The sequence below is a fragment of the Bacillus sp. UNC69MF genome (genome assembly GCF_000746035.1).
Classification (GTDB): Bacteria; Bacillota; Bacilli; order Bacillales; family Bacillaceae; genus Bacillus; species Bacillus velezensis.
Genome location: NZ_KN050799.1, coordinates 107,508 through 120,173, shown reverse-complemented (window position 1 = coordinate 120,173; position 12,666 = coordinate 107,508). Strand labels below are relative to the sequence as shown.

Below are 12,666 nucleotides of genomic sequence, written 5' to 3'. Positions count from 1 at the left end.
CATAACAAAAGTAAATATAAATTCGCAATAAATCGAGTATTGACTTCTCTGTACATTGCCATATAATAAGTAATGTTCGTTTTGTTATATTATCTGACAATTAATTGACAGAATATTTCAACATAGTATTTAGGAGGATTTTTATGAAACACTCACTACCTGTCAAAGATACCGTTATTATCGGTTTCATGCTTTTCGCACTTTTTTTCGGGGCAGGAAATATGATATATCCGCCGGAGCTCGGGCAAGCGGCGGGGCATAATGTCTGGAAAGCGATGGGCGGTTTCTTACTGACCGGCGTAGGTCTGCCGCTTTTGGGTATTATCGCCATCGCATTAACGGGCAAAGACGCAAAAGGGCTTGCCGATAAAGCTCATCCGGTATTCGGGACTATTTTCACCGTTGTGCTTTATTTATCAATCGGGCCGCTTTTCGCGATCCCCAGAACCGGAACCGTTTCATATGAAATCGGTGCAGTTCCGTTTTTAAGCGGCATTCCGGAAAGATTATCTTTATTTGTTTTCACGTTGATCTTTTTTTCTATTACGTATTATTTAGCTCTTAATCCTTCCAAAATCGTTGACAGAGTCGGAAAGATTTTGACTCCTATTAAATTCGGTATTATTTTAATCATCGTCGTAAAAGCCATTGTCACTCCGATGGGCGGACTGGGCGCCGTACATCAGGCATATTCCGGAACGCCGGTGTTCAAAGGATTTTTGGAAGGCTATAAAACAATGGACGCGCTCGCCTCGATCGTCTTCGGCGTCGTTGTCGTCAACGCTGTTAAAAGCAGGGGCGTCACCCAGCGTAAAGCGCTCGCCGCCGCTTGTATTAAAGCGGGTCTGATTGCAGCGGCAGGTTTGACATTCATTTATTTATCTTTGGCCTATTTGGGAGCGACAAGCACGGACGCTGTGGGGCCGCTCGGCGAAGGCGCAAAGATTTTATCAGCTTCATCTGATTACCTGTTCGGTTCACTGGGAAACATCGTTCTCGGCGCCGCCATCACCGTTGCGTGTTTAACGACAAGCATCGGGCTTGTCACATCTTGCGGCGAATATTTTTCAAAATTGATTCCCGCTTTATCATACAAAATGGTGGTTACGATTGTCACGCTGTTCAGTCTGGCGATTTCAAATTTCGGACTTGCTGAGATTATTGCATTTTCAGTTCCTATTTTATCAGCCATTTACCCGCTGGCAATTGTCATTATCGTCCTTTCCTTTATTGATAAAATCTTTAAGGAAAGACGCGAAGTCTATATCGCCTGCCTGATCGGAACAGGGCTGTTCAGTATCTTGGACGGTTTGAAGGCAGCAGGCATTCCGCTCGGATCATTAGATTCATTCTTAAACGCAAATCTTCCGCTTTACAGCATGGGAATCGGCTGGGTGCTTCCGGGCATTGCCGGAGCGATCATCGGCTGCATTATCACGTTTTTTACCAGCCCGCCCATCGAATTAAATAAAGCAAAATCGTAACATTCAGCGCCTGCGGTTTGATGTATATCAGCCGCAGGCGCTTTTTATATTCCGTGAGAAACTAAAAAACTGCACCTCTGATTTCCATCAGGGTGCAGTTTTTGCTTATGCGTCTATGAAGCAGATTGATCAGCTTTAATTTTTTTCACGGCGCCGGGAGCTGCTTTTTCAACAGCATCTGCCGCCATCTCATAAGCTTCATTATAGCGGTAAGCATAAAACAGCCGTTCCGCTTCTTTCAGCTGTTCGGATAAAATATGATTCTGGCTTCGGAAGCGGTTGCCGTACTGGATGATCCGCTCAATCAGCTTCACCTGAATCACAAGATCTTCCGCCTCTTCGCTGACTTCCTCAACAACCTTTTCGGCTTCGGCCAGATGTTTGGCGGCTTCCTCCATGTTCAGCGGCAGCTCTTCCAATTGGCTGACGGTTTCTTCTATATGATGATTTGCCGTCTCGAGCTTGTCCTTGACTTGTTCAGGAATTCCCGGCACGTTGCTTTTTTGCAGCATTCGGGCCGTGTCAGAAATGGTTTTCCGAAGATTCATCAGCGTTTCCCGCGCCAGCAGTTCTTCTTTTCTGAGCGCCTGCAGATTTTCACGGTATTCGGCATGTTCTTTCTGAGCCTCTTCCATCTGCTTTTCAATGGCCTCGACTTCTTCAATCAGCAGCGAGTAAGCGACATGCTCGCCGTCAAGCTTTTCTCTCGCCTGCTCAAGGAGCCGGCCGATCGTTTCCAGCTGTTTTTCGAAGGCATGCTGTCTGCCGATTTCTCCCGCCGTCAGCTGATAGCTTTCCTTGACGAGCTCCGTTTCGGTTTTTGTGCGGTCTTTTTCTTCCTCAAGCTTCTCATACGCGATGATCAGCTCAGGCATTTTGCTTAATACGGACTGTCCTGCTTCCACTTCGCCTTCCAGCTGTTCATACATCGATTGAATGGTTTCATCAATCAGCTGAAGAATGGCGGACGCTTCGTCGACATCCAATTCTTCCAAAAGCGCGTTTTCGGCCCGTTTCACTTGATTTGTGAGGGTCTCCAGCTCTTTTTCGATTTGAATATGCTCCAATTTGTAGCCTTTTTCCGTCATTTCCCGGTAGCCGTCTTTCAGCTTGGCAATTTGGTTCGGCACGGTCTGTTTACAGTCCGCAAGCAGTTTCGGAACGTCATCTATGTATGTCTGAAGCTGATCCAGTCTGCGGTCCTGTTCAAGCAGCACTTTTCTCGCTTTGATGTAATTGCCGCTTTCCGTCTCTTCTTCGAACTCTTTTATGCCGCTCCAGATTTCGTCGAGATCCGTCTCCAGGCTGTTGTAAAGCTCTCCGTAGAGATGGCTGTACGCCAGAAGGTTTTTCCGCGCTTTTGAATACCGCTCACGCACCTGTTCAATCTCTCCGCGGCTTTTTTCCTCGCTCGTCACAAGGTCGCTGATCTCACGCAGTATGCCTTCTATATTTGATTCGGCTGCAGTGAGGAGGTCGTCGATGTGGACAAGCACCTGATTCGCTTTTTTAAACCGGTATTTGTCGGCGTTCTCTTCGGCATCATAAAGGAGCTCTTCTACTTTCGGCAGATGGGCTGTGACAATTTCATCCCACTCTTCGCGCCATCTTTCAAAGAACTCTTCCGTCTCTCCGGTCATTTTCAGATGTTTGATCTTGGACATTTCTTCCACTATCGAACGGTTTAAAATTTCAATCTTCCATGACTCCAGCCGGTCAATTTCCGTATAAATTTTTTTCCTGAAAAAGTAGCCCGCCGCAAAGAGCGCGAGCAGTATAACCAATAATCCGATGACTAACTCCATAATGAGCCCCCTTGTTGTTCTCTTAATCTGTCAGGGTGTTTTATGTATTCAGAAAGATTTCAATATATGTATTGAGAAAATCTGTCGTTTTCATTGTTATTATGATACCATGTAACCAACATTTTTTGACCAGAAATCAAAAACTTTTTGCATAATTTCGGCAGGATTCTGCAATTTTTTAATGGAGTGACACAAATGGAAAAACGAGACGCTCATATCCACACCCCTTTTTGCCCTCACGGCTCGAAGGATGCGCTGAAACAATATGTCGAAAAGGCCCTGGAAAGAGGCTTTGACTCGATCACATTTACAGAGCACGCCCCCCTTCCTCCGTCATTTCAAGATCCCGTACCGCTTCAGGACAGCGCGATGGATCTCAGACAGATGGAGGTTTATTTGGAGCGGCTGTCACAGCTGAAAAAGGAATACGATGGACAAATCAGTATTCTGACTGGGCTAGAAACCGATTTTATCACAGGGTATGAAGAGGAAACTGCGGCGTTTCTGAACACGTACGGCCCCTCACTGGATGACGGCATTTTATCCGTTCATTTTTTGAAAACCGGTCCGTCTTATATATGCCTCGATTTTGACGAGCACGCCTTTCAGCAGCTTGCCGACCGCTTCGGAAGCGTTGAAGCCGTATATGAACAATACTATGAAACCGTGTATTCTTCCATTGTAACACCGCTCGGCCCCTTTAAGCCAAAACGGGTCGGCCATATCACGCTCGTCAAAAAATTCGCGCGCCTTTTCCCCTACAGCATGTCACCTCAAATAAGAGAGCTTGCGGCCCGCTGTCTTGACGCCGTGAAAGAACACGGAATGGAGCTGGATGTGAATACATCCGGGCTCAGAAAGAAGTTTGCCGGGGAAGTATACATGGAGGATTGGATGGCTGAGACGGCGAAGCAAAAAAAAATCCCGCTCATATTCGGGTCGGACGCCCATCAAGCGGAAGATGTCGGCAGTTCCTACGAAACGTACAAAAGCATCATTACTTCATAAGCGCCGCATCAGGCCGTCGGAACACGCTTTCGATCCAGATCTTCACCTCTTCAAAATACCTTTTATAAAAGTACGGTTCATGAGGCTGCATATAGAGCACCTCTGTAATATATTGAGGCTGAAGATACGGCATCATCAAGAGGGATTTCAATTGCAGAATAAAATGCGGGACGGGCAGTGTCAGCCGTCTGTGACGTGACTGCCCTTCTTCAATCACCAGCTGGAAAATATATTTTTCTTTCATTAAGTAAGTAGACATAATTTCCCTGATCAGCACGGAATCAATCGTCACTTCCCGGTATACAAACCGCGTTAATTGACGGTTATCGTGCTGATAGGATAAAATATCGAAAATCACCCGCAGGATGCGTTCCTGCGCGTCTTCACCGTTCATACTGACGGCGGCTTTTTCCAGCGCTTCAGTATAGCCTTCGTAAAACTCGGAAACTAAATGTTCCATTAATCCGCCTTTCCCTTTAAAATAGTAGGAGATGTGCGCAACATTTACATCAGCTGACTTTGCGATTTCACGGACGGACGTGCCGGAATAACCTTTTTGGTTAAACAGCTGGACAGCGGCGTTAATAATTTTGTCTTTGGTGCTTACTTTCATACGGCTCACCCCTTTATGTGTAACAATTCAAGCAGAAAGGCGCCGTTCCTGTAAGAACTTCTCGACAAATGCCGGCAGAACGGCCGGAACTTTGTTTGATATTATAGAAAAAGTGAGGGTTTTCCATGTTTCATGTCGAAAAACAATCCGGAGATAAAGAAAAAAGTTATCAGCTTCTGCTTAAACAGCTCGAAGCCATGACAGAAGATGAAACGGATGCGATCGCAAATTACGCGAATGCGTCAGCGCTTTTATACCATTCATTACATGAAGTCAACTGGGCGGGGTTTTACTTCGCTAAAGAGGGCGAGCTCGTGCTCGGACCGTTTCAAGGACTTCCTGCCTGTGTGCGCATTCCGTTCGGCAGAGGAGTATGCGGCACTGCCTACTCTAATGGCGACGTGCAGCGGATTGCCGATGTGAATGCGTTCCCGGGACATATCGCCTGTGACGCGGCTTCCCAGTCAGAAATCGTTCTCCCGATCCGCGTAAACGGTGAAGTGATCGGTGTGCTGGACATTGACAGCCCCGTGAAAAACCGTTTTGATGAAACGGACGAAACCTATTTAGCAAAGTTTGTTGAAACGCTTGAAAAACGATTAGGATAAAGAAGGAGCCCGGCCGGCAGGCCGGCTCCTTTTTTATGTCGTCGTGCTGTTTTGATGGATGATCAGCCGGTTTTTGCCGTTCCGTTTGGCGATATAAAGCGCCTCATCCGCTTGCTGAACGAGCAATTTCAACGGCATCGGGCCGGTCTTTGACCAGCAGGAAACGCCGCAGGAAATCGTCACGCGCGGCTCGGTATTTTCCCGGATGGCGCGAACCAGCCTTTTAGCGATGCGTTCTCCGGATGACACGTTGATATTCGGCAGATAGACAGCCAGCTCCTCGCCCCCCCACCTCGCAGCGACATCATGCTCACGAATATGGTTCTTCATAACGGAGGCCACCTGAATCAGGATCGAATCTCCCGTTTGATGACCGTATGTATCATTAATATTTTTGAAATTATCGATATCAACGAGGATGAATACACCCCGTTTATGAATTTTCATGCTGTATTGAATTTTCTCATCCAAATAGGTTCTTGAATACAGCTCCGTCAGCTGGTCTGTCTGAACAAGATGCTCAAGCCTGTCGCGCAGCATGGAGTTCGTAACCGCCAATGTCGCATGGTGAATGAGCGCTTGAAAAAGTTTATACATTTCAAACGTAAAAGCATACAAATCCTTTTTCAATAAAATCGCGAACCCGAAGACGGTGTCATTTTCGATCATCGGCACCGCCATCAGCGAGCCGAAACCGTTTTCGCCGAATACAGTCTTTCCGCTGCCGATAAACACGCCCTTTTCTCCCTCGAACAGCTTTTCTTTCACAATGCTGATATAGGGGTTCGCACGTTCTGTCTTAAAAAAAGCGGTATGTCCCGGAAGCAGATTTTGCGTCTCAAAATGATCAATATGAAAAAAAGCCACTTCTTCCGCATGAAACGATTGGGTCATAATGGCGGCGAGCTCCCGCATCGTATCAGTGAGTCTGAGGCGCTGATTCAGCTGGCGCGATGTTTCATTAATGAGCTCCAGATTCGCAATGCTTTTTTTCGATTGCTCATAGAGCTGCGCATTTTCAAATGCTTTTCCCGCTGCGCCCGCAAGCAGCAGCATTTCACTGAGAGTACTGCACGAAAGAACGGCATCCTGCAGCCCCTCCGTCTTCAGAACCCCGTAAGTCCCCTGCTGGCCTTTGATCGGCAGATAAGCAGATGACCTGCCTTTTCTGAGCAGTCTCCCCGATAAATAAACCTTCAGGGCAGACGGATCGGCATCTTTTCCGTCCATATGTAATTCTTTTGCGGGAAGCTGTCTGTCCGTATCCTGATCCTGCGTGATAAACAGTGAAAAACGGAAAGACCGGAAAGCCGTACTCAAACTTGCCTGCAGTTTTTCCAAAACCTCATTTTGGTCCAAAAGCGAATGGAACATTTCTGTCATTCTGTGAATTTTCCGCTGATGCTTCGTTTTGTCAAACAGCCCGCTTTGTCTCACAGATTGATTGATAAACTGAGTAACGAGCTCAGGCAATGATTCCGGAATCGGCAGCCCGACTTCCGAGCGCAGATAAAAGGATCTGCCGGTCGTCTGATTCCTGATCATAAAACGGCCGTCACTCTCTTTCAGCGGAGCATAATGCGGTTCATCTTCTGTTTTTATGGTGAAACGTGTTGATTCTGCCGGTGAAAGGGTCAATGAAAGAGATGTAAAGCAGGATTCTAGAGCTGAGGCCAGCCATAACAGCGAGTCGGATAATGAGACGGATTCAGATTTCGTTAAGAAAAAAGAAAGCATTTTCTGATGAAAGGCCGTCACTTCATCAATTGTTTGTTTTTTCATTTTTATCACCTAAACATGTACTACTCATTTTTGTACATTATATCATAAACCGGCACTCTTCATGGAGAAATGGTTGACGGCGGCGGAGAAAAATCATATAATGTTCTTTGTGTGAAATATTGCAGCCTTTTTGTTCAGCTTCTGTGTTTGCATTTTGTTCCTTAGCTGTAAGGTGTATCGTGTAACTCTCTGCTGCTGGAGCGAGGATACATGAAAACAAAATGTGCACGGTCGGATCGAACAGACGGTTTTTATTTTCCACAAAATAAAACCAAAGGAGGAGTCACATTATGGCTCGCTATACAGGTCCATCTTGGAAACTGTCTCGCCGTTTAGGAATCTCTCTTAGCGGTACAGGTAAAGAATTAGAAAAACGCCCTTACGCACCAGGCCCCCACGGTCCGGGACAGCGTAAAAAACTATCAGAATACGGTTTGCAATTGCAAGAAAAGCAAAAACTTCGTCACATGTACGGTGTAAACGAACGTCAATTCCGCACATTGTTTGACAAAGCTGCAAAAATGACTGGTAAACACGGCGAAAACTTCATGATTCTTTTAGATGCACGTCTTGATAACGTTGTGTACAAGCTCGGTCTTGCACGCACTCGCCGTCAAGCACGCCAATTAGTTAACCACGGTCACATCCTTGTTGACGGAAGCCGCGTTGACATTCCGTCTTACCAAGTAAAACCTGGTCAAACAATCGGTGTTCGCGAAAAATCAAGAAACCTTTCTATCATCAAAGAATCTGTAGAAGTAAACAACTTCGTTCCTGAGTACCTTACTTTCGACGCTGAAAAGCTTGAAGGTACATTCACTCGTCTTCCAGAGCGCTCTGAGCTTGCTCCGGAAATTAACGAAGCGCTTATCGTTGAGTTCTACTCCCGTTAAGTAAAACGCTCTTTAAAGAGCATTGGATTAAACCCCGGACATGTTGTAATGACAATGTTTCCGGGGTTTTTCTTTTGGGCTGTCAGAATAATGGACAGATGCTCCCTCTCTTTATTAAAAAAAGCCCCGGACAGGGGCTTTTTTTATGTGCCAACTGGCTTTTCAGCTACATGTACATTAGAAAAACCCATTTGACAAGCAGAAGCGATTTTTTACATAATGAATCATCATACCTTACAAAAAAGGAGCGACTGAATGAACAGCATCCCCTCTATCGTCAGCAAGCACAAAGCCTATTTTGCGGCGGGGCATACGAGACAGCTAGAAACGAGACTGAACATGCTGCAAAAGCTGAAACAAGCCATCAAAACACAAGAAGCCGATATAACAGCCGCTCTCTATCAGGATCTCCACAAATCCGAACAGGAGTCGTACACAACAGAAATCGGAATTGTACTGGAGGAAATCAGTTTTGTGATGAAGCGGCTGGGAAAATGGATCAAACCGAAACGAGTCAAAACGCCTCTGACTCACCTAGGCTCGAAAAGCATCATTATCCCTGAGCCATATGGAACCGTTTTGGTGATTGCGCCTTGGAACTATCCCTTGCAGCTGGCGCTTTCTCCGTTGATTGGAGCCATTGCGACCGGAAACACGGTCGTTCTTAAACCGTCAGAATATACGCCGGCGGTTTCCGCTGTTCTTTCCAAACTCATCAGCAGCGTTTTTCCGAGTGACTATGTCGCTATGGCGGAGGGCGGGCCCGACGTCAGCACTGTGTTATTACAGCAGCCCTTTGACTATATTTTCTTCACAGGAAGCGTTGCCGTGGGAAAAATCGTCATGGAGGCCGCCGCCAAACAATTAATTCCCGTTACCTTGGAGCTCGGCGGCAAAAGTCCCTGCATTGTCCATAAGGATGCTGATATACAGCTTGCCGCCAAACGCATCGTCTTCGGGAAATTTACAAATGCAGGGCAAACCTGCATCGCACCGGATTATTTATTTGTCCACCAAGATATCAAAACGAAGCTCACAGAAGAAATGAAGCGTGCGATCAGTGAATTTTACGGCCCTCAGCCTGAACAAAATCCGCAGTACGGCAAAATCGTCAGTGAACGCCACTATCAGCGGCTGCTCAGCTTTCTGAATGATGGCATCCCGCTCACAGGCGGACAATTTAATCCTGATCACCACAAAATAGCGCCGACGATTCTAGATCAAGTGAAGGATGACTCTCCAGTGATGCAGGAGGAGATTTTCGGGCCAATTCTTCCGCTCTTTACATACGGCGATATCGATGAAGTCATCGAGAAAGTCCAATCACGCCCAAAGCCGCTCGCCCTGTATCTCTTCACCACAAACAAAGAAACTGAGCGCGCTGTTTTAGAGAACCTGTCGTTTGGCGGCGGCTGTGTCAATGATACGTTAATGCACGTCGCGACACCGTATTTGCCATTCGGCGGCGTCGGGGAAAGCGGCATCGGCAGCTATCACGGATTTGACAGCTTTAACACGTTTACGCACAAAAAAAGCGTCGTCAAACAAACGAACCGCTTCGACTTCGCTTTCCGTTATCCTTCTTCCAAAAACGGGCTGCGAATGATTCGGAAAATACTTAAATAAAAAAGCGCAGAGTATCTGCGCTTTTTATAAATCCTTATACACCAATTAATCGGTTCGTCTCCTAAATTAAACCTATTTTTAAAAGTTCAAATCGAAATCTAATAGTAAAGATGAACCAACCCAACTGTAGGAAAGGTTAATCCTCATCACCCTGGTGAGTCCTATAATAATTTTAAGCAGTATAGATATTCCACTCCCAAAAATTTGCTCCTTGAGACATGATATACCTATCTAAAAATATCTCAAAATTAAGTTGCATTGGTTCATACTCAATAAATCCGCGGAACCATAAATAGCTTGGATCTGTGGACATTTTGGTTTTGTCAATTAACAAATAACATCCGTCTAACAGATGTGCGACGGGAATAAACTGAGGCTCTAAAAAACCATTTTGCATATACTTTTCAATCTCTTCTAAATTAAGAATATGCAAACCCCCACCCACATTCTCACCGTAAATCAACAAATCAAATATTCTGGCTCCGTTATGCAATTTTAAAAAGGTTTTATAATCTTCAGGAAGTGAGACTTTTATTTTCTTCTCAAAACTCTCAATCTCCAGATCTGTTGCACCTTTAGAGAAAGTACATTCTGTCTCTAAAAGAGTTCCTTCATTCCCTAAAATTTTTAAGCGGCCTTTTTCATCAATTAATTCTTTTAGACCTTGGAGCGTTTTTTCAACAAAAACTGCCATTGTGCCACCTCTTACTTATTAATATTTATCCCACCAAGGATTTAATAGATTTTGGTGCATATCACGAGGGAGAGGATACAAATTATTAAAGTTATTTTTTCCCCCATACTTTAGCGGAAGCACATGGTGAATATCGAATCAACTCCAATTCCACTTTGGATCAACTTTGTCTTTTTAGGATAATACGACTTTGAATATGATTTACCTACTTTAATGTCTTTTCCTAAAAATTCTCTGTTATGGAGAAAAACCCTTCCATATTTTCCGCTATAAGTGTTACTTTCATATAAATCGTTTCTGGCTTCAATGACTATAGGCTTTTCGCCAACTATGCTTGCTATTTTAATTGTGGTTGTGTGGATTTTTTGTTGGGGTCATATATTGTTGTGTAGGACATCGTAACTAAGCTAGCTGCTTTAGTGTGCGCTTTCTCTTCTTTTTTCTCAACGACTGGCACATTAACAATGTTGTTTTCTTCTTTAGCTAAGGGGCTCTTATAGGTTATTTCATTGTGGCTATCCTGTTTGGCAAGTTGTCGTGCCTCCTTAATGACGGAAGCCTGGCCATTATTATTGCTCTTAGCCACTCCATTCTTATCTACTGTTAAAGTTTCTTTTTCTTCAAAGGTTACTGGTTTTGCTAATCCAAACGAGTCCTCTTGTGTTGCTTTCGTTTGCGGCGAAAATCCAATAGCAATCAATAGAGTTGCGACAAGTAAACAGATTGAGTTTTTTAACAACCTCATACAAATCCTCCTTCATTTGTTTTCTGGTCTATCATGCTATATTTTTACTTTTATTTAAACAATTTGAAAATTAACCCTGCTCCCTTTAATAGGAGTTCCTTTTTGAGAAGTCCTAAAGTAACTGTTTAGTAGAGATTCGCGCTTTGCTTTTGTTTTAACCCTAAATGCCGTCAGGAGTCATGGATTGCATATGCCGTTTGTGAGCCATATACGCCGTTAATAAGTTCTTTACCTTTTTATCTAGGCAATGATGGAGATCTGCTGACAAGCCTAAATCCGAACTGAATTCCTGTAGTTGCGCTGCCATGTCTTTTTTATGGATAATAACAGGGTTGAGATTTGGCACCCTTTCAGCCGCACACCTCCCATTCTTTCCTAATTCCTCTAAGGCTTGACTAATTATTTTATGTAATCCCTCCAATCATATTCTTTCTAAACTGCCCCCGTACTCAGTCGTTAACCGCCAATCGTTTATCCCGAGATTTACCGGACGCAGTTTACAGAGAACATAAAACTTTTTTCATTACTCGAGAGACGAATACTGCCATAACTTTCTGGGAATATTTGATTTGTAAGAGAATACTGCTGCTGTACCACCCATAAGAGAAAAGCCTCCTACTGTGTTGACTCGCTTAACAGTTGGAGGCTTTTGTCCTTAAATTTAAAGCACCCTCCCCTGCGGGAAAGCGCCTGCCTGTTTATTACCTATTACCATAATACCTTATATAAAAAAATTAGATGAGTTTGCTTATATTTTAAATTTCTTCATCCTTCTAAAGCTGTATATTAAGCTCTATAAGCTTTTTTAAGTCATTCGCATTTCTTGTTTAATATGGAGATTTAAACCACTTATCTAATTTAATTTTTTGAGAACAATAGAAGCGTTTACGTTTGTTTGCGTTCCCCCTGCTAAAGTTTGAAGAGTAACTGCTGCTGCAGAAGTATGATTTACAAGAGTAAGAATGTCACCTGCTGCTAGAGTAATTATGGCCTGACCATTGTTCTGTTGAGTACCAGCTCCTGAACCGTAAACTGTGTTCGTCACCGGCCCTCCATTTACAAATAAAGTGAATTGGTTAGGCTCTACACCCGAGACTGAAAAAGTGACCTCGTAATCTCCTGGAGTGGTTACTATAATTTGAGCTGTTCCAGGGGCATGTGTAATGCCAGCAGTAGTGATTCCAGTTGAGTCAAAAATTACCGGAGCCTCTATAGCTACCGTTTCTGCACTTAGATTGTACACATAAGCATATTCTGATAGCCCAGATCCTGTGGCTCCGGTCGCTCCAGTGACTCCCGCCGCTCCAGTTACCCCGGTCGCTCCGGTGGCTCCGGTGGCTCCGGTTGGACCGATATCTCCTGTGGCTCCGGTCACTCCAGTGACTCCCGTCGCTCCAGTTACCCCGGT

The 12,666-nt window shown here is 44.7% G+C and carries 11 protein-coding genes; 5 read left to right on the top strand and 6 right to left on the bottom strand.

Features of this window, described 5'->3' with window-relative positions; genetic code table 11:
• Positions 1–143 precede the first annotated feature (143 nt).
• Positions 144–1,484 carry a branched-chain amino acid transport system II carrier protein gene (gene brnQ / locus BR62_RS0117740; RefSeq protein WP_015240382.1) on the top strand — a complete coding sequence of 447 codons (1,341 nt, stop codon included), beginning with the start codon at positions 144–146 and terminating at the stop codon, positions 1,482–1,484.
• Between the two features lie 113 nt (positions 1,485–1,597).
• Here brnQ and ezrA read toward each other — a convergent pair whose 3' ends face one another.
• Positions 1,598–3,289, bottom strand: coding sequence for a septation ring formation regulator EzrA (gene ezrA / locus BR62_RS0117735; protein ID WP_032871697.1), 1,692 nt, complete (start codon positions 3,287–3,289; stop codon positions 1,598–1,600).
• A 195-nt stretch (positions 3,290–3,484) separates the two neighbouring features.
• Between ezrA and hisJ the strand changes: the two genes are divergently transcribed.
• Positions 3,485–4,297 (top strand): histidinol-phosphatase HisJ, encoded by an 813-nt coding sequence (gene hisJ, locus BR62_RS0117730; protein ID WP_032871696.1) that lies wholly within the window; start codon positions 3,485–3,487, stop codon positions 4,295–4,297.
• Here the strand turns inward: hisJ and refZ are convergent.
• A complete protein-coding gene (gene refZ, locus BR62_RS0117725) occupies positions 4,287–4,910 on the bottom strand; it encodes a forespore capture DNA-binding protein RefZ (RefSeq protein ID WP_007408038.1) in 624 nt (207 codons plus the stop codon). The two genes, hisJ and refZ, sit on opposite strands and share 11 nt — an antisense overlap.
• A 125-nt stretch (positions 4,911–5,035) precedes the next feature.
• On the opposite strand from refZ, the gene BR62_RS0117720 reads away from it, so the two are divergent.
• The gene (locus tag BR62_RS0117720; RefSeq protein WP_007408037.1) at positions 5,036–5,518 is read left to right on the top strand and encodes a GAF domain-containing protein; all 483 of its coding nucleotides are present in this window, start codon (positions 5,036–5,038) and stop codon (positions 5,516–5,518) included.
• Positions 5,519–5,551: 33 nt separating this feature from the next.
• Here BR62_RS0117720 and BR62_RS0117715 read toward each other — a convergent pair whose 3' ends face one another.
• Positions 5,552–7,300 (bottom strand): sensor domain-containing diguanylate cyclase, encoded by a 1,749-nt coding sequence (locus BR62_RS0117715; protein WP_032871695.1) that lies wholly within the window; start codon positions 7,298–7,300, stop codon positions 5,552–5,554.
• Between the two features lie 290 nt (positions 7,301–7,590).
• Between BR62_RS0117715 and rpsD the strand changes: the two genes are divergently transcribed.
• Both rpsD and BR62_RS0117705 read left to right on the top strand, forming a co-directional pair.
• Complete coding sequence (gene rpsD / locus BR62_RS0117710) at positions 7,591–8,193, top strand: 30S ribosomal protein S4 (RefSeq protein ID WP_003152406.1); 603 nt, start codon at positions 7,591–7,593, stop codon at positions 8,191–8,193.
• Positions 8,194–8,448: 255 nt separating this feature from the next.
• Complete coding sequence (locus tag BR62_RS0117705; protein ID WP_032871693.1) at positions 8,449–9,819, top strand: aldehyde dehydrogenase; 1,371 nt, start codon at positions 8,449–8,451, stop codon at positions 9,817–9,819.
• Positions 9,820–9,991: 172 nt separating this feature from the next.
• Here the strand turns inward: BR62_RS0117705 and BR62_RS0117700 are convergent, their stop codons facing one another.
• From BR62_RS0117700 to BR62_RS0117685, 3 genes are all read right to left on the bottom strand, one after another.
• Positions 9,992–10,513 carry an SMI1/KNR4 family protein gene (locus tag BR62_RS0117700; protein ID WP_032871691.1) on the bottom strand — a complete coding sequence of 174 codons (522 nt, stop codon included), beginning with the start codon at positions 10,511–10,513 and terminating at the stop codon, positions 9,992–9,994.
• Between the two features lie 337 nt (positions 10,514–10,850).
• Positions 10,851–11,258: a hypothetical protein gene (locus BR62_RS0117695; RefSeq protein WP_032871689.1), complete on the bottom strand. Its 408-nt coding sequence runs from the start codon at positions 11,256–11,258 to the stop codon at positions 10,851–10,853.
• 853 nt (positions 11,259–12,111) lie between these two features.
• Positions 12,112–12,666, bottom strand: a 555-nt coding sequence (locus tag BR62_RS0117685; protein ID WP_156097798.1) for a BclA C-terminal domain-containing protein, incomplete at its 5' end; no start/stop codon positions are given.